Source organism: Mesorhizobium sp., assembly GCF_004962245.1.
Taxonomy (GTDB): domain Bacteria; phylum Pseudomonadota; class Alphaproteobacteria; order Rhizobiales; family Rhizobiaceae; genus Mesorhizobium.
Genome location: NZ_SUHQ01000033.1, coordinates 26,442 through 44,383, shown reverse-complemented (window position 1 = coordinate 44,383; position 17,942 = coordinate 26,442). Strand labels below are relative to the sequence as shown.

Annotated in this window: 11 protein-coding genes and 3 pseudogenes; 10 read left to right on the top strand and 4 right to left on the bottom strand. The window is 57.1% G+C overall.

Features of this window, described 5'->3' with window-relative positions; all coding sequences use genetic code 11:
* Positions 1-984: 984 nt before the first annotated feature.
* The 3 genes from panD to E5X88_RS33710 form a co-directional block, all read right to left on the bottom strand.
* Entirely contained in the window at positions 985-1,413 is a 429-nt protein-coding gene (gene panD / locus E5X88_RS27850; protein WP_292167037.1) for an aspartate 1-decarboxylase, read from the bottom strand.
* A 1,140-nt stretch (positions 1,414-2,553) separates the two neighbouring features.
* Entirely contained in the window at positions 2,554-3,105 is a 552-nt protein-coding gene (locus E5X88_RS27845; RefSeq protein WP_292167034.1) for a GNAT family N-acetyltransferase, read from the bottom strand.
* Positions 3,106-3,329: 224 nt separating this feature from the next.
* A complete protein-coding gene (locus E5X88_RS33710; RefSeq protein ID WP_365950684.1) occupies positions 3,330-3,515 on the bottom strand; it encodes a transposase in 186 nt (61 codons plus the stop codon).
* Positions 3,516-4,353: 838 nt separating this feature from the next.
* Here E5X88_RS33710 and E5X88_RS27840 point away from each other — a divergent pair.
* The 9 genes and pseudogenes from E5X88_RS27840 to E5X88_RS27800 all read left to right on the top strand — a co-directional run bounded on the left by E5X88_RS27840 (position 4,354) and on the right by E5X88_RS27800 (position 14,395).
* Entirely contained in the window at positions 4,354-5,634 is a 1,281-nt protein-coding gene (locus E5X88_RS27840) for an acetyl-CoA carboxylase biotin carboxylase subunit family protein (RefSeq protein WP_292167031.1), read from the top strand.
* Positions 5,635-6,022: 388 nt separating this feature from the next.
* Entirely contained in the window at positions 6,023-7,450 is a 1,428-nt protein-coding gene (locus tag E5X88_RS27835) for an amidase (protein ID WP_292167028.1), read from the top strand.
* Positions 7,451-7,483: 33 nt separating this feature from the next.
* Entirely contained in the window at positions 7,484-8,590 is a 1,107-nt protein-coding gene (locus tag E5X88_RS27830; RefSeq protein WP_292167025.1) for an ABC transporter substrate-binding protein, read from the top strand.
* A gap of 192 nt (positions 8,591-8,782) precedes the next feature.
* Complete coding sequence (locus E5X88_RS27825; protein WP_292167022.1) at positions 8,783-9,832, top strand: ABC transporter ATP-binding protein; 1,050 nt, start codon at positions 8,783-8,785, stop codon at positions 9,830-9,832.
* Positions 9,833-9,851: 19 nt separating this feature from the next.
* Entirely contained in the window at positions 9,852-11,630 is a 1,779-nt protein-coding gene (locus E5X88_RS27820) for an ABC transporter permease subunit (RefSeq protein WP_292167019.1), read from the top strand.
* A 126-nt stretch (positions 11,631-11,756) separates the two neighbouring features.
* Positions 11,757-12,273: pseudogene (locus E5X88_RS27815) on the top strand (IS481 family transposase); the annotation flags it as partial.
* Positions 12,272-13,243: pseudogene (locus E5X88_RS27810) on the top strand (IS630 family transposase); the annotation flags it as partial. The pseudogenes E5X88_RS27815 and E5X88_RS27810, both read left to right, overlap by 2 nt.
* Positions 13,244-13,408: 165 nt before the next feature.
* Positions 13,409-13,501, top strand: a pseudogene (locus tag E5X88_RS27805) (IS5/IS1182 family transposase); the annotation flags it as partial.
* Between the two features lie 444 nt (positions 13,502-13,945).
* Entirely contained in the window at positions 13,946-14,395 is a 450-nt protein-coding gene (locus tag E5X88_RS27800) for a GNAT family N-acetyltransferase (protein WP_292167017.1), read from the top strand.
* Between the two features lie 856 nt (positions 14,396-15,251).
* Here the strand turns inward: E5X88_RS27800 and E5X88_RS27795 are convergent.
* On the bottom strand, positions 15,252-16,415 hold the full coding sequence (locus tag E5X88_RS27795) for a M20 aminoacylase family protein (RefSeq protein WP_292167015.1): 1,164 nt from the start codon (positions 16,413-16,415) through the stop codon (positions 15,252-15,254).
* Positions 16,416-16,970: 555 nt separating this feature from the next.
* Here E5X88_RS27795 and E5X88_RS27790 point away from each other — a divergent pair.
* Positions 16,971-17,917 (top strand): IS630 family transposase gene (locus tag E5X88_RS27790; protein ID WP_292167013.1). Its coding sequence is split into 2 segments (ribosomal slippage): positions 16,971-17,309 and positions 17,312-17,917, totalling 945 coding nucleotides; the frame shifts between segments, so codons are not numbered across the junction.
* The last annotated feature ends 25 nt before the right edge of the window (positions 17,918-17,942 follow it).

Below are 17,942 nucleotides of genomic sequence, written 5' to 3'. Positions count from 1 at the left end.
CCGCGAAGAATTCGGAAGCTGCTGATATTCTGCAGAAATCGCTGGATTCGGACATTTGGAACTCAGATCACGCGAATGGCGCGACGCGGGAGAACAGGGTCTGTTCCGCGCCAAAGCATGGACCCGCCAAAGATTACGCATGTATCTTTGGCGGCAATGGGGGAACGGGCATAACCGCTACAAGGAGCTGCGCCGTCATGGCGTGCCAAAGTCCGGGCCGCGGTTGCTGCCGGTTCACCGACGGGATTCTGGCGCATCTCAGTACACCCGGCGGTCCAACAGGCCTGCGCAACCACCACTTCGAGTCGCTCGGCGGTGGTGTGGGAGGGGCGGCGCTGCGAGGCGTCCCCCTATCCCGATCAATCGAAATCGAATTGCAAGAAAACAGTGCCCAAACACCGCAAATCCTGCAATTCCAAAGCCGACGTCCGCCCTAACCAGGATGCCAGATCAACGATTTGCGGATAGTTCACGGCCGACGAGGTAGTTGCGACCCATTCTATTCGCTTGATTTGGCCGATTACCGGCTCGACAGTCGGTCTTCGTCGCCTGCGCAGACCCAGGACCTAGCTGGGACGCACCATCCGGGACAACTCCAGCAGGATCAGGGCGGTGCTCGAGCCATCATCCGCTGGCCCCTCTGCTTGGATTAGGCCTCGATCAATTTGGAGCACAGGCAGCGCCATCAGTTCCCCCGCACGCCACGGCGCTCCTGCGGAACTCGACGGCCATATCCAGGGCAACGGCTATCCTGGGCATGCAACGGATCATCGGATCCGAAAAAAGACGCGTCCTCTCGCATCAGGCACCACCAAGCCACACGGCGCTGCAGAACGCCGCGTAACACCGGCCATCAAGCGTTAGATGCGGTACGTTGAAACGTTCAAGATTGCTTGCCGATATGAAATCTCCCGGCTGATCTCGTCTGATGGATGTAACCACTGCGTCTTGCCTGCCGTCACGGCAAGCGGCAGGACCGGAGATTTAGAAGACGTCGCCAGGCGAGCCTTCGCGAACCGTGAACGTCATTGTACCATCCTCCTTCGTCCCGCCATCGTAAAACATGCGGTCGCGTACAGAATTGTCTCGGTTGAACGTCAGCACTCGCGGTTTGATCTCTGCGATTCGATGCTCCTCAACATATGTGGAGGAGCAAACAATTATCTCATCTCCGATCTGGCACGTGCGAGCGGCGGCTCCGTTCAGCACGCAGCAACGCGAACCCCTCTCACCGTAAATTACGTACGTGCTGATGCGCGCGCCTGAAGCCTTGTTCCAGATATCAACGAATTCCATCGGAAGGATACCCGCTTCGTCGCAATGATCGGGATCCAGAGTTATTGAACCGTGGTAGTTCAGGTCTGCGTCGGTTATGATGATGCCATGAAGCTTGGCAGCAACGACTTTTCTCATCTACTGGTTTCCTTTTCGGTTGTGGACACTGGCGACGAGCGACCGGAGTGTCTTAGTCGAGGGGCAGGGGATTAGTCGATGTGCCGCGATAGAGTGGCATATCGGCAGCCACGATGGAGATCGTGGTCATAGCCCGTATGAGGAGGTTGCCCCATCAGGAGGCGGAGACATTGCCGTCTGCAGTTGCCATTTGTCCCCAGAATAAGATCCAACGCTGACCTGACATATTCCTCCACTCCATTCATCTACACGACATGAACACCCAGTCGGCAACCTCCGCAGCCTTCGTAACAAGTCGGGCAAATCTTATGCCAATTTGGCTGATCGGGCATTGGCAGAATTTTCTGATCACATTTCAGCTATTTAACCCGAGACAAAACCGCAAATTTGGTTCGAGAGTGTCGCGAACCCGACAAAACCACGGACGGGATAACGTTGTTGTCGAGGCTATCGAGGACGCTAGCTAGCGGTGCGCCCGTGCTGTGGCCGGTGTCGACCGGGTGATTGTCGCCCATCCGATGCAGTTGAAGAGTTGAAGAAGGATAGCTCGCGTTAAGAACGATCTGATCGCGAAATCGCCCGGGAAGCGACTGATGATGACCAGGTCCCGATAACGCATTTGTCGCCACCGGCATCATGGCCGCTGTCGGCGACGACCGCCGTCTAGCGAGCCGTTGCAGCTGGCGAGCTACTTTGGCCTCTATCCGCTCGTGCTCAAATGCGGGCTAGGCATCGTGCAATATGAGGGGATCAGCAAAGTATGGCGCTCCCATGGCCGCGCCATTCTAATCAAGGCCGCCTTGGCGACAAAGCGCCCAAGCCCATGCTAATCTGGCACATGTTGACTAAAAGACAGGATTACTTCTGGGTCCGGCCGGCGATGGCGGCGGCAACTCGCTATCAAGGCTGGCGCGTCAAGCCAACGTGACGTTGGTCGTCTCGATGCGCTGCGCGGCCGACCTGTACCGGCCGGCAGCGGCATGTAGGCGAGGAAGAGTTCTCACTCCGCGTCGCTCAGGTCCCTTCTGCTTGCAACGCAGGTGATCGCGGCTATTGATTGCGACCGGTGGCCAGCATCCACACGAAATTCTCCAAACGCTTCGACCACCGTTTGGAAACACGTCGCAAGCCGGCGATCCTTCATCTTGGGAGTCCAGAGCAAAAATGGCCTCTGAGTAGATAGTCATCTCGAGTCATTTCATAGTATTGACACAGTTTTCCATCGTATAATCTGTCATCAACATAGCGCATACCAAGCTTCGTTATCGCCTTCTCTGACCGCGTATTGCCATGTTCGATGAAGGCGATAACCTTTTCATTGGTCGAATTTTGTAAGGCATGCGTGATTGTGAAGCGTGCGGCCTCCGGCCCCAAACCTCGTCCTACCCTATCTTGCAAAAATGCAAACGCAAATTCGAGATTATTGGTGTCCTCGTAGTCGCGCAAACCACAGCGCCCAATAAAAATCGGATCATGATTGACCTTTTCGTAGACCATCCAATCACCGAAGCCGTTCTTGCGCCACTGAGACAATAACCAAACGAGCCTCTTACGCACATCCTCCGTGGTCTGCGGCACATTCCTGTAGATCGTCGTCTGAACCAGCGGATCGTTGTGAAGCTTGAACAATTCCGCCTCGTGTTCGGGTCGGGCGGAGGTGAGGATCAAACGTTCGGTATGATATGTGATCATCGGTATTTTCCCAATCTGGCCGGACTGTGTCGCGATCCATGTGAGTCAGGAGCGTGGCGATACCAATCTTGATTTGACCTACGGATCCGCGTGCTTCATTTACCAATCAGCACGAATACACGCACCTACCTTGGTTGGTAGGTTTGCGGCTGCTGGATGCCCGTTGGTGTGATCTGCACCCACAATATAAGGCTGCGTGGCGGCGCGTTCACCTCTCGTGCTTGTCACTTGGCCGAACCGGGCCGGGGGAAATTGTATATGAGCTGGCCAGCGCTTATCGATGTCGTCCGCGCTTTCCCTTTCAGCGCCACGAGGAGCTCCTTCCAGGCTGAGCGGCTCTCGCCGCGCGCCATCTCGACGGCTAAGATCTGGCGCCGGCCGCTCCAGTTGATACCGACCGCGATTAGCACTGCGCCGGCTTCTCGTAGCAGGCGTCGAGGATGACATGAGGAAAGAGCTCATGCAGCGGCCTCCAGGCAAAGCCCTTCAGGCTCTGGTGAGCCGGTTGTTAGATGGCCGAAATGGCAGACGCAAAGGAGGCGTGGCCGCACAGCCCCTCGAGTGATTGCCTTGACCTGCGGGTAGATAAGCCTGCACATCATCTCCGCCAAGGTCGCCACAAGGCCCGCCCAAAGCGCCCGAAGAGGTCTGTGGAGAAGCGCTCGTGCTGGTCCTGAAGCATCCCTGAGCTCCAACTCGCCCACCCGATAATCGGCGTGAGGCAACATCGACCCAAGCGTAGCTGATGCGCTCGGCCGTGCGCTCGCCTTTCGAGGCGCGACAGCGCCTTATTCCATCTCGGCCTCGAACACTTTCTGCAGCACGGTGGGAATCACCTCGCAGTTCGTAAGGCTGCGACAGCAGAATGTCTTTGACAACAGAGCTGGCGGTCTCGGTCATGATCGCGACCTAGCAATGGTATCACGTGTTCAACATTGCCCAGCCGCGATGATCGCCTCCGCGAATTTGCAGCTTTAGCTCGAAAATTCAAATTGACGCGAGAGACATTGCACTGATGCGATCCCCACCTATTGAAGCTAACGTGGTAAAGCGTCGAAATAAGTTGGGGCGCTCCATGCGATGCGGCCGGTAAAGCAATAGAATTTCCAACTAAATTCATTGAACTTTCATGATTGCAAATCGTAGGCACTGTAAGATCACCACAGAGTCTAAGGTCAGGAACGGCCAAAGAAATGATGCCGGTTCGTGCCCAGGCCGCCACTCAGAACGCAACGGAGGACAATTCCAATGGCAAGACAAGCGCTCATCCTGGTTGAAGGTCACAGGACTAGTGGTCTGCTATACGTACAAGCGGCCAAGCGTCTTGGACTTCATCCAATTGCCCTAGCGGCTGATCCAGCTTGCTACGACTACCTTGCGGCGGAACAGGTTGAGGCAATCCGTGTCGATACTGACGATTTTGATGCGCTGATCCGCGAATGTTTGGGGCTACGTGGGAACTATCACATTGCAGGTATTACTGGCTTTAGCGACTTCGACGAATCGATCTATGCTACAGTTGTAAGACTGTGTCGGCATTTCGATCTACCGGGACCGAACCCCGTGTCCATTGAACGATGTTGCGACAAATTCGTTCAACGTCAGCTCCTCGCCCAGGCTGGCGTCCCAACACCTGCCTGTCGCTTGGCAGTGAACGCGACGGACGTCGATGGCTGTGCCGCGGAGATCGGGCTGCCGGTGATTGTCAAGCCAATTGTAGGCAGCGGTAGCAGCGGCGTCCGATTGTGCTGCAACGCGGATGAAATAGCCGAACACACGAACTATCTGTTGGGCGGGAAGCACATTTGGCGATCTTCGCCGAGGATATTAGTCGAAGAATTCGCACAAGGGCCCTTTTATAGCGTTGAGATAATGGGAGATGAGGTCATTGGAATTGTCGCCGCTGATTTCGGCGCCCCACCGCATTTCGTCTTCCGTAATACGACCTTTCCAGCCCCGCTGAGGGATGACGAGCACAAACATATCACCGACGTTTCGCTGAGTTGTTTGCGAGCGCTCGGTCTAGGCTGGGGCCCAACGAACATAGAATTCCGGTGGACGAAACGTGGCCCCGTCGTCATCGAAGTCAATCCGCGTCTTGCTGGCGCGCTTGAGCCTCAACTGGTTCATCTGGCTTTCGGAATTGACCTCATCACCGAGCACATCAAACTTGCCACCGGCGAGGAATGGGATTTACGCAGAAGACATTCGCAAACTGCGGCCGCGCGGTTCCTAGTTCCTGATCGCGATGGCATCCTCGATTGCATCGAGGGCGACAATCGAGCCGCTGCTGTACCAGGTGTCGTCGAGGCCAGATTGTATGTTGAATCCAAGACGCCGATCGTCAGGAAAGGCGATTATCGAGACTGCATTGGACATATCCTGGCCGCTTCACCCAGCCTTGCTCAGACGGAAACGATCCTTCAACGTGCCGTCGACTTAATCAATTGGTCGATCACACCATTGCGGACCCTTGGCGAAGAGGAGCAATCCGCGGCCTCACCTACCGCCTTAAGGAAGATGCCATAGTGGGAACACCATGAAAGGTGAAGTGCCGCAGTCAGGAAAATCACGGAACGGTCGCAGCTTTGTCCGTCGATACGACGGCAGGATTATTTTCTCTCTCCGGCCGCCACGCGGATGATCATGGTCGGCTTGACGAGCTGTCTTCTTCTCGTCGAGCTGGCCCTATTCTTGTCTGGAAGCTGACGGGATGTCGCTGGCCACGGTTTCCGCGGCTCCAAGCCATCTCGTTACCAGATGACAATGATACGCAAACTGAATTTGACGCGCACTGTCGACTCGTTAACGATCGATGAAAGAGAGACGCAACTGCGCCAACTGAGGCCGAGATGGCCGCAGAATATCAATAGATACCGCCGTGATCCTGAAGAATATATAGCGGAACCTTGTGAAAATGAAGAGTCGTTTATCCGTGCCTTCATCTCTTGACGGCCTGACGGCGTGCGAGTGCTTAGAACTATACCGAAGGCGGCAAGTCTCGCCCGTTGAAATCGTCAATGAATGTCTTAGCCGTATAGATGCTAGCAACCCGACGCTGAACGCATTCTGCGTCGTCGACCACGAAAACGCGAGGTCTATTGCGCGGGTTTCGGAGGGGCGATGGATGAAAGGTGAGCCGGCCGGAGTTCTGGATGGCATTCCGGCCACCATCAAAGATCTCACCTTGACACGGGGTTTGCCCACAAGGCGAGGGTCACTGTCCAGTGATGTTAACGGGCCTTGGACAGCGGACGCACCCGTTACGGCGCGACTTCGCGAGGCCGGTGCAGTTATTATAGGCAAGACAACCACTCCAGAATTTGGCTGGAAAGGTGTTACAGATAGCCCGCTCTACGGCATCACACGCAACCCTTGGAACCCTGACCTGACACCGGGTGGGTCGTCGGGCGGCGCCGGAGTCGCGGCGGCCCTCAACCTTGGCTTTCTTCATCAGGGTAGCGACGGTGGAGGATCAATCCGGATACCGGCGAGCTTCACAGGAACCTTCGGCTTCAAGCCGACCTTCGGTCTTGTTCCGCAATGGCCCGCCAGCGCCATGACCACACTGTCTCATTTGGGGCCGATGACCCGCACGGTTGCAGATGCGATCCTCATGATGAGCGTCATCGCCCAGAAGGACTCTCGCGATGGTTATGCGGGACCCGCTTATCCCGGAATCGACCTCGATCCCGCAAAAACTCTCAAGGGTCTGCGTATCGGCTACAGTCGAGACCTTGGGTATGTGAAGGTGGCGCACGACATTCAAAGAGTTATCGATAAGGCGGTTGACCAACTTCGGGATCTTGGAGCCGAGGTGGTCGAGACGAATCCTGGGTTCACGAACCCGGTCGAGGCATTTGTTACATTTTGGTTCGCCGGTGTCGCACGTATCCTGTCGCGAATAGACAAGAAGCAAAGGCAGCTCTTAGACCGCGGCTTTCTGCAGGCAGCAGAACGGGGTCTGACGATCACTCTAGCGGAACTTCAGGAGGCGGAGGCGGTTCGGTTTGAGCTTTCCGCCCTCATGGCGAAGTTCCACGAGGACTATGATCTTCTGGTCACTCCCACGGTGCCTATCCCGCCATTCCCGGTCGGGCAAAACGCACCCGACGAGTTCAATGGGTGGATGGACTGGACCCCCTTCACTTATCCCTTTAACCTGACACAGCAGCCAGCGGCATCCGTGCCCTCTGGCCTGGATGACCAAGAGCTCCCTGTTGGGCTCCAACTGGTGGGTGCGAGATATTCCGATACGACCGTTCTTGCAGCGGCTTATGCAATCGAAAGCCGCCTGGGACATTTTTCTTTGGCGAGGAACAGCTTCACCGCTGCCGTCGCGTGAGACTGGCGCGGCAAACTAGAGGGAGAACAAGAAATGACCTTTCAAATGAATCGCAGACGTTTCATGCAGACGACATCTTCCGCTATCGCGGCAGGTGCGTTACCGACTGTGTCGGGCCGGGCTTTGGCAGCGTCTTCGAATGAACTTCGTGTCTCTGTCTATGGCGGCCAAATCGGAGATGCGATCGTCGAAACGTTGCTCAAGCCCTTCGAGGCGGAGACCGGAATCAAGATGATTCCAATCACCCAAGATTTCACATTGGCTCAGCTTGAGTTGATGGTGAAAGCGAAAAATGTAACGGTGGATGTGGCCGGTATGGAGCAAACCTTGACTCTTACTGCGAAAGAAAAAGGACTTCTTGAGGAAATCGATTACTCTCTTTACAAGAAGGAAGAGTTGGACGGCTTCCTTGATTTCGCGAAGGACAAGTATGGCGCTGGCCAATTGATCTATTCCTTTAATATGATTTACAATACCAAGAAATATCCAGCTGGCAAGCCGCGTCCCGCTAACTGGGCTGAATTCTGGGACGTCGAGAAGTTTCCCGGCGTCCGCTACCTTGTGGCCGGGCTATATGGAACTGAAGGCCCCTGGGAAGAGGCTCTAATGGCGGATGGCGTTGCTCCTGACAAGATTTACCCGATGGACATAGACCGCATATTTGCCAGTCTGGACAAGATAAAGCCACACATTCGCAAGTGGTGGAGTAGTGGGTCTGAGATCCAGCAGCTAATGCAGAGTGGAGGTGGCGATGTCATGGAGTCCTATGACGGCCGGGCGCTCGCGGCGATCGACGCTGGGGCGCCGCTCGAAATCAACCGCAATCAGGCCAAGATGACGTGGGCTCATTGGGTTATCCCGAAAGGTTGCCCGAACTCTGAAAATGCGCAGAAGTTCATCGAATTCGCTACCCGCGGCGATCGCCAGGCGACGTTCGTCAAGCTCTACCCCGAAGGCCCCACGAACCGAAACGCGTTTAAACATATACCTGCAGACCTAGCCCGCAAACTCCCCACTTACCCTGAATATATGGCGAACAGCATTCCCCTAAATGGCGGGTGGTACGTCGAAGTCGGCTCGGATGGGCGGACTAATGTGGAACGGCTCATTCAGCGCTGGAATCAGTGGATACTTCAGTAGATCCCGATAGCAGTTTGGCGGCGACCCGACCATTTTGTGTGTCTAAGCTTGCCGCCACCTGATAATCTGACGGAGCCGCGATGCCGGACGCCTTGGCCTTCAATAGCCAGTCGTCTTTTGACGAGACGGGTAGTATCCGGCAGGGTGGCAGTCGGCGATGCCGCGGCGGCGCCAGTTGTAGAGGATTACGCATTGGACCAAAGCCCAATCAACGCGCAGATCGAATTCCGTACGGTAACCAAGCTATATGGACAGATCGCAGCAGTTCGTGACATGTCCCTGACCGTTGAGCGCGGCGAGTTCCTGACCATTCTCGGTCCGAGCGGTTCCGGCAAGACCACCGTGCTAATGCTGCTTGCAGGGTTTGTGGCGCCAAGCAGGGGAGACATCCTTATCTCTGGCAAATCGGTGGCCGCTGTGCCGGCCTACCGGCGTGATCAAGGAATCGTCTTTCAGAGCTACGCGTTGTTTCCGCACCTAACAGTGCGCCGGAACTTGGAATTTCCCCTCGAAATGCGAGGCATGAAAGTCGCCGAGAGGGCGCAGCGGGTCGGACTCATCCTTGAGCGTGTACACCTTCAGGATTTCGGCGACCGTTTTCCGTCTCAATTAAGCGGCGGTCAGCAGCAGCGCGTAGCCTTGGCCCGCGCGCTAATTGCTGATCCGCCGATTCTCTTACTCGATGAGCCGCTCGGCGCCCTAGATCGAAATCTTCGAGAGGAGATGCAGGGCGAGATCAAGAGCCTACATAAAGAATTCGGCAAGACGACAGTATGTGTCACGCATGATCAGGAGGAGGCGCTAACCCTGTCGGATCGGATTGTCGTCATGCGCGCAGGACAGATTGAGCAAACCGACACGCCAGAAACCCTTTATGATCGGCCCGCGACCCAGTTCGTAGCGAATTTCTTAGGCGAAGCCAACATTCTCGAAAATCTCGATTACGTGGTGGAGTCCGATTCAGCGCAGCCGACCGGCACTGTTCCTATGATCAGGCCGGAGCGTCTCGGCATCGCCAATACCGCGACACCGAAGAGCGCCGATGGTGACCGCCGCCAGTACGTCGCCGGCATAGTCGACGACATGATCTACGCCGGACCGCTGCGGAAATATCATGTGCGTGTCGGGGGCGGCGTGCTCGTGGTACGCGAGCATGTCGCCTCGGGGCAGCAAATATTCAAACCCGGTGACAAGGTGCGGCTCGACTGGCTGCGGTCCGATCTCCGATTTGTGACGGCTTAGTCTCAGAAGGGGAAGGCGATTGCAAACGCTTCAAAAACAGCGGCTAACGGGCATCGGGCTTGCTCTGCCAGTTCTCATCGTCCTGGTTGTCGTTTTTGGGATACCACTCGTTCAGCTTTTCCTGACTAGCCTGAATGCCCCGATGTTTTCGGTCTCTAACTATTTGAGATTTCTACAGGACCCCGCCAACGTACGTGTGGTTCTCCAGACCGTCCAAATAAGCGTCATCGCGACGGCTGCCTGCCTCATCGTCGGCTATCCTACCGCCTATTTGATAGTTGCCGCCCCGAAGCGTCTGCGCATAGTGCTAATTGTGCTGGTAATGATTCCATATCTGACCAGCGGGTTGGCTCGGACTTACGCCTGGATAATGATCCTTGGCGATAGTGGCTTGATAAACAATCTTTTACTTCAGTTCGGGATTATCTCAAGTCCCCTGCTTCTCATCTACAATCGCATGGCCCTCTATGTAGGGATGGTGCACATCATGTTGCCTATGATGGTTCTTTCGTTGGTCAGCGTGATGCTGGGAATCGACAAGTCACTAATGGCAGCCGCCCGCAGCATGGGTGCGCCGCCGTTCACTGCTTTCTGTCGTGTTTTCTTTCCTCTCAGCATCCCGGGCGTTCGCAGTGCTACCCTTTTGGTGTTTGTTATCTGCCTCGGCTTTTATATAATACCGGCGTCTCTCGGCGGGCTGGGAGATGTCATGCTATCGAATTTCCTCGCCTCGCAAGTGACGACTACGTTCGATTTGGTTTCTGTCGCTACCGGCTCCTTCGTTCTCCTGGCAATCGCCATAGTTGTGCTCTCGATACTCGGGCTGGACCTTTCCGGTACGCAGGGCCTCGCGGCGCAGGTCCCGCGCAGATCCAGGTTTGCTAGACCATCCCTTATCGGCTGGCTAACGCGTTCTCTTACTGAATTTTCTACGGGATTCCGAGCCAAGCGTTGGACTGCTCACCGCTATCGCCCCAGAGGCGAAGGCTGGTTGCCGGAGATCGGCGGCAAGGTGCTTGTACTGCTTGTGTTAACATACCTATTGGCGCCATCAGTTGTGGTCATCGTGATGTCGTTCAGCTCTGGCTCTTATATAGAATTTCCTCCTTCGGGCCTTTCGTTGCGGTGGTACCGTTCCTTCTTCGGCAATACGGCTTGGTATGGTGCCGCCTGGACCAGCATGGAAATAGGTCTTGCCGTCGCTTTATTGTCAACGATCGTCGGTACGCTTGCCGCATACGGGCTCAGCAGGACTTCCCCGCGCCTTCGCAGCACCTTGAACGTGGTGATCCTCACACCGATAACGATTCCTGTTATTGTTGTGGGAGTCGCATGTTATTTTGGCTTGGCGAATTTGGGCCTTATCGGCTCCCGCACTGGCGTTATTCTAGCGCAAAGCATCGGTGCCATCAGCTATGTCGTCGTGATCGTCTCAGCGACGCTAGCAAATTTCGACCGCCGGCTGGAGCAGGCGGCCCAAAGCATGCGGGCCGGACCGCTGCAAACTTTTGCGAGGGTAACGCTGCCATTGATCCGGCCGGGCATTATTGGCGGCGCTTTCCTGGCGTTTATCCACTCGTTCGACGAGGTGGTCATCACCTCGTTGGTCAGCGGATTTTCCGTTACCACGCTGCCGCTGAAGATGTGGGAGAACATACGAAACGCGATCGATCCGACACTCGCCGCAGTGGCGTCGTTGCTTACGGTTCTGCCTATGCTCTGGTTGATTGGCATGTGCGTGGTGTGGCAGCGGTCGGAGTCAAAAGCTCAGTTCCCAATCCCAAGTGCCGCGAACTGACCCGCCAACCTCGGTCTCAATGATCTTGGCCTGCCCCTTTTGGGTTGTCCGGGTTGAACCTAGGTGTGTAGTCCCGTGGAGTGATGGTGCAGCATTAACGCTGAGTCGTCAGCAGGAGGATGCGCTATGGGAAGTGTTCTTCACGGCAGCGCCCGCACGACGCCGTGTCTTCGAGCCGAGTTCCAAGCGTCGCAAGAGAGCACCCGGCCCTTGCCGCCCGCTACGGCCTGAACCCGAAGACGGTGGCCAAGTGGCGCAAGCGGACCACGACGGTCGATGCGCCGATGGGACCCAAGGCGCCCAAGCGCACGGTGCTGACACCGGCTGAAGAAGCCATCGTGGTGACGTTCCGCCAGAAGACGCTGTTGCCGCTGGACGATGTGCTCGGTTGCCTGAGAGATCCCAACCTCAGCCGGAGCGCCTTGCACCGTTGCCTCCAGCGCCATGGCCATGCTGACGGCAAGCTGATTATGTTTCTGGCGATCGACCTCGTGTCGAAGTTCACCTATGTCGAATTCCACGACTGCGCCGGCAAGATGGAAGGCTCGGCCTTCATCAGGAAGGTGGTCGAGGTCTTCCCTTACCAGGCCACATCGTGCTCACCGATAACGGCATGGCCTTCGCCGACCTCCCCAAAAACCGCCATTCTGCGGTGCGCAGATGGCCTTCCCAGCAAGTCCGTGGCAGCCGAGCTCGGCGTTCATAGCATACCGTCGGCAAGTGGCGGCGGCGCTTTTTGAAGGAGCGCGTTGACGGCCTGCTGGATGAAGCGCGCCCTGGCAGGCCGCGCACGATCGATGACGATCAGGTCGTTGCCGTGATCGAGCGCACGCTGCGATCGACCCCGGCGGACGCCACCCACTGGTCGATCCGCTCCACGGGCAATGCCACTGCACACGACGATCCGCAGGATCTGGACCGCGTTCGGCTTGCAGCCGCATCGCTCGCAGACATTCAAGCTTTCCAGCGATCCGCTGTTCGTCGACAAAGTCCGCGATATCGTCGGCCTTTACCTGTCACCGCCCAACAGGGCGCTGGTTCTCAGCGTCGATGAGAAGAGCCAGATCCAGGCGCTCGACCGCGAACAGCCCGTCCTGCCGATGATGCCCGGCATTCCCAAGCGCCGGACCCATAGGCATATCCGTCACGGCACCACTTGCTTGTTCGCAGCCTCGATGTCGCCTCGGGCTTCGTGATCGGCAAATGCCACAAGCGCCACCGCGCGGCCGAGTTTCTCGACTCTCAAGCAGATCGACGCCCATGTCCCGCAAGGTCTCAATGTCCACATCATCATGGATAACTATGCCACTCATAAGGCGGCGGCGATCCGGACCTGGCTGGTCGCGGCGGCCGCACTATCATGTGCATTTCACGCCGACGTCGGCCTCCTGGATCAACCAGGTCGAACGCTGGTTCGCCGAGCTTACCCGCAAGCGGCTACGGCGCGGCGTTCACACCTCGACCAGCCAGCTCGAAGCCGATATCCGCACCTTCATCGAGCGGCACAACGAAAAACCCAAACCCTACAAATGGACCAAGTCCGCCGACGAGATCCTCTCATCAGTCAAACGCTTCTGTCAAAAACAGAGCAGTCCTCATGTGGCGAACTTTAAATTCACGTGACTAGGTGGTGACCCATAAAGCGGAAGGGATGGCTAGGTCATAGAATAATGGGGGCGATCTCCGGGAGTGCCGATCGCGGCATTCAAATGATCGACAGCACGTCGATCAGAGCACACCAGCATTGAGCCACGTTGAAGGGAAATCCGGACAATTGCCTTGGTCGAAGCCGAGGCGCTCTCACAACTAAAATCCATGCCGTGGTGGATGCAAAGGGGTTGCCTATAAAGATCTGCCTGCCTGCAGGGCAGACGCATGACGGGCAAGCCGCTGACGATCTCCTTAGCGACCTCGATGCGCGTACGCCGTCAACGACATCGGCCATCTCAGGCATTATCGAGCCCATCTCGATCGTAGAGGGCGACGATACGCAAACAGTGTTTGACGCAAGCATCGTTGCGAAAGATGTTCCAACGAACGAAGCACAAATCGGCACAACTGCCAAGCGGGCCGTGAGCAAATAGCGGAAAGCTGGTGAACCAAACGGCGTGCAGCAAGTTGATGGGCACTTGCTTAGGTGAGGCTGGAAGACGATTTCTGACCGCCGCCGCTGCGCATCTTCAGAGGATATAATACCTGAGAATGGAAACGGCGTAGCCGCAACAATTGAGCCGATCGGAACAGCCGCCGGTATAACCAACCCAGGGAAAGCCATCGGTCGAAGGTGTTTCCCGTTCTTTCATTTGAGGATCGCCATGGCGCTTGAGATCAGGGATGCACAACCGGACCACGAATGCGCCTGGCGGAAACTTTGGGACCGCCACGTGCACTTCTATAGGATGCCGCTCGATCCCGAGGTGACCGCGTTCACCTGGAAGCGCATTCTCGATCCCGCCTCGCCGGTCAACATGCGCGTTGCCGAGCAGGACGGTGCGCTTGCGGGCTTCGCTATCTATCTCTCCCACCCTTCATCTTGGGTCAAGAGCAACGACTGCTATCTCGACGATCTTTTTATTGACGAGCGTTTCCGCGGTTTCGGCATCGGCCGAGCGCTCCTCGACGATCTCGTCGCAGTCTGCAAAAAGAATGGTTGGGAGCGGCTTTACTGGCACGCCTACGAGGCCAATACCCGCGCCCGCAAACTCTATGATTCCTATGTCGAGCATGATGGGCACGTGCGTTACCGGATGCGCATCTCGAAGTAAGACGGCAACGGTGTCGTCCGCCTTGCCTTAAATGTTTTGAGGTTGTGGGTTATGCTGGCAACCTTCCGCTGTGCCTCGTCGGAGTTGCAACGGAGCATCACTGGATGCGCGAGGTTGGCCGTTTTATGCACACAGTTCGTCTGATACCGCCCGCCTATCAACATTTCTACCGACATGGCCGATGCTGAAGGCATCGGCCATGCAGGGACGAGGCGAAGATGGCGTCGTTGCCGTGAAAACAGCAGCGGACAGTCGGACCTGAAGCTGCATTGCTGCCGAGTTTCGCCGGACCCGTCCGCATTGCCGTCATGGGGGAAAAACGCTCGCGAAGCCACATCCTCAAATCCATCAAACGCGCTGGCCGGTCAGCTTTTTGAACGCGGCTTCAATCTCAAGTTACGCCAACAATCCACGCTCGACTAGCGCCACCATGGGCGAGACGTGCCGGGTGCTCGATCAGAGCGGAGAAGGGATTTGGCCACGGTGGGGAATTCCCGCGCTAGCTATGTGGCTGGGCCTCGGCCCAACGCCCGATTCTAGACAAGGATAGCCCAAGTCGGATTACGGAAGTGCGGTAGCCAACCCGCGGATAAGAGCATGGTCGACCGTCGTCTCAAGGGCTCATCCCGTCTCCAGGCTGTCCATCAAAGGCAAACATCCTATGGCAAAGACATGGGACGGAACAGGTTCATCTACCACGCGTGACCACGGTCATAAGAGCTAGTCCACCGTCGCGAGCCGGCGCTGTTTACTTACATTGACCCGGAGCGGCTACGGTTGGCGATTGGATCGGAGTTCGATCGCTAGTTCGAAACAAATGCCGCATCATGGCATTCGACCCATTTTCACTATCGCCTCAAAGGGCCAGAGCCGTTTCGACAAGGTTTACCCAATAACCGATGCCATAAGGCAGGACCTCATCATCAAAATCATAGGCCGGGTTGTGCAACCCGGCGGTGGGTCCATTGCCTATGAAAATGAAGGCACCCGGCCGCGCCTGAAGCATATACGCGAAATCCTCCGAGCCCATCAGAGGCTTGATCTTCTCGTCGACTGCGCAATGGCCTACAAGACCGCGGGCAGCCTTGATCGCTTGGTTGGTGCCTTCCGTGTGGTTGATCGTGAGCGGTTCGAGCCGTCGGTACCTGAACTCGATCTCCGCGCCCAATCCGCGCGCAATACCTTCGGCGCACGCCTTGATCTGTCGCTCCGCGAAGTCCCGAAGGGCGGACGAGAGGCTCCGGACCGTGCCGCCCAATTCGACCTGCTCCGGGATAATGTTGTAGGCTTCACTAGCACTCAACCTCGTGACGGAGATCACGAGGGCGTCAATAGGGTTCGTGTTACGGGAAATCAAGGTTTGCAGGGCGACGATGATCTGCGCTCCAACTACGACCGGATCGATGGTCAGATGCGGCGCGGCCGCATGCCCCCCCTTCCCCTTCACGATGATGTCGAATTCATCAAGCGCAGCCATGATTGAACCATCGCAAATGCCAAACTTTCCCACATCCATGCCCGGCATATTATGCATGCCGAAGACCTGCGAAATACCAAATCGGTCCATGATGCCCTCTTGAACCATCCTTTGAGCACCCTGGCCATCTTCTTCCGCAGGTTGGAAAATCAGGGCCACGGTACCCTTGAAGTTGTGCGTATTTGCAAGGTACCTCGCAGCTCCCAGCAGCATGGCCGTGTGGCCGTCATGCCCGCATGCATGCATTTTTCCCGGTATTTTCGACGACCAGGATTTGTTGGACGATTCAACTATCGGCAAGGCGTCCATGTCTGCCCTCAAACCGATGGTGGGTCCATCTCCACCCTCGCCCTGAATCAATGCGACGATGCCGGTCTCAGCAATCCCTGTCTCGATATGATTGATGCCGAACGACGCCAGTTTTTCGGTCACGAACGCCGCTGTATTATGGACCCGATAGTCCAGTTCAGGGTTTTGGTGGAGATAGCGGCGCCAAGCCGTAGCTTCATCATGTAAGTGCCGGAAGGTTTGAACGCTGTGCACGTTGGAGGCTCCCAAATTTGCCGGCGATGAGTACACATCAACTCGCAACCGTATCTACCAAGATCAATCCCGGACGGCCTTAAATCAAATTCAGTTTGCATATCGGCGCCATCTAGCAGCCAGATGGGCTGGGCTTGACGTTGCCGCCAGTTTCTATCCAGTTTTGAGTTCGTTTCCGGCGTGGGTTGTGCCCTGCTGGGCGGGTGAAGCGACGGGCGCTGGCGCGGAGCCTTTGGCATAGCGCAGCGCGAGCGACCGTCGCGGATTGAAGGTGCTGGCGAACTCGGCCGGTGTCTGCCAGGCGATTTGGGAGTGCGGCCGCGCGGTTTGTAGCGAACCTCGCGGTCCGGCCTGCTGGTCTCGTAGCGAACCGTCATGCGGCAACAGCCGATGGCTTTACATGCCCGCCGTTCCTCATCCCGAAGCTTTCCTTCAGGCGAGCGACAGCTTTCCGCTTGGCCGCGGGCGTCACCATTAGAGCGGGATGAAGAGAGGCTGAATCGAAGGGGGATTCCCAAATCAGCGGGGACTGGCTGGGGATGGAGGCCAGCATGGATGGGCAAGCCTTATTCGATGGATCTGCGCGAGCGGGTTGTTGGTGCGGTTGAGCAGGAGGGCCTGTCGCGGCGGCAGGCGGCGGCGCGTTTTGGGGTCGGCATCAGCACGGTCATCCGGTGGGTTCGCCGGCTGCGGGAAACGGGCATGGTGGAGCCCGGCAAGATGGGCGGGCGACGGCCGAAGAAGATTGCCGGTGCGCACCGCGACTGGCTTATCGAGCGCTGCCGCAATACAGACTTCACGCTGCGCGGCCTTGTGGCAGAGCTGGCCGAGCGCGGGCTGAAGGTCGACTACCGCTCGGTGTGGGAGTTCGTCCGTGCCGAGAAGCTGACGCACAAAAAAAGACGCTGATCGCCGCCGAGCAGGATCGGCCCGATGTGGCGCGTCGGCGGGCGCAGTGGAAGGCCCATCAGGGCCGGATCGCCCCCTCCCGCCTGGTCTTCATCGACGAGACCTGGACCAAGACCAACATGGCTCCGCTCCGGGGCTGGGCGCCGCGCGGCCAGCGCCTGAAAGCCAAGGTGCCGCATCGACGCTGGAAGACCATGACCTTCCTAGCTGCCATGCGCCACGACCGCGTCGACGCCCCATGGCTCATCGACGGGCCGATCAACGGCGAGCGCTTCCGGCTCTACGTCGAGAAGGTGCTCCTGCCCACCCTCAAGCCGGGCGACATCGGCGTCATCGACAATCTCGGCTCGCACAAGGGCAAGGCCGTCCGGCACGCCATCCGCAAAGCCGGCGCCAAGCTCTTCTTCCTGCCCAAATACTCGCCGGACCTGAATCCAATCGAGCTGCTCTTCGCCAAGCTCAAGCACCTGCTGCGAAAGGCCGCCAGACGCACCACCGACGCCGTCTGCAGCGCCATCGGCCAAATCCTCGACACCGTCACATCAAAGGAATGCGCCAACTACTTCACCGAGGCCGGCTATGCCCCAACCTAAAATCATCACGCTCTGATGGGATGGT

Bases quoted from the DNA above. Each gene is read 5' to 3' on its own strand.
- panD (WP_292167037.1), bottom strand. From the start codon at position 1,413: ATGAGAAAAGTCGTTGCTGCCAAGCTTCATGGCATCATCATAACCGAC.
- E5X88_RS27845 (WP_292167034.1), bottom strand. From the start codon at position 3,105: ATGATCACATATCATACCGAACGTTTGATCCTCACCTCCGCCCGACCC.
- E5X88_RS27840 (WP_292167031.1), top strand. From the start codon at position 4,354: ATGGCAAGACAAGCGCTCATCCTGGTTGAAGGTCACAGGACTAGTGGT.
- E5X88_RS27835 (WP_292167028.1), top strand. From the start codon at position 6,023: ATGAAGAGTCGTTTATCCGTGCCTTCATCTCTTGACGGCCTGACGGCG.
- E5X88_RS27830 (WP_292167025.1), top strand. From the start codon at position 7,484: ATGACCTTTCAAATGAATCGCAGACGTTTCATGCAGACGACATCTTCC.
- E5X88_RS27800 (WP_292167017.1), top strand. From the start codon at position 13,946: ATGGCGCTTGAGATCAGGGATGCACAACCGGACCACGAATGCGCCTGG.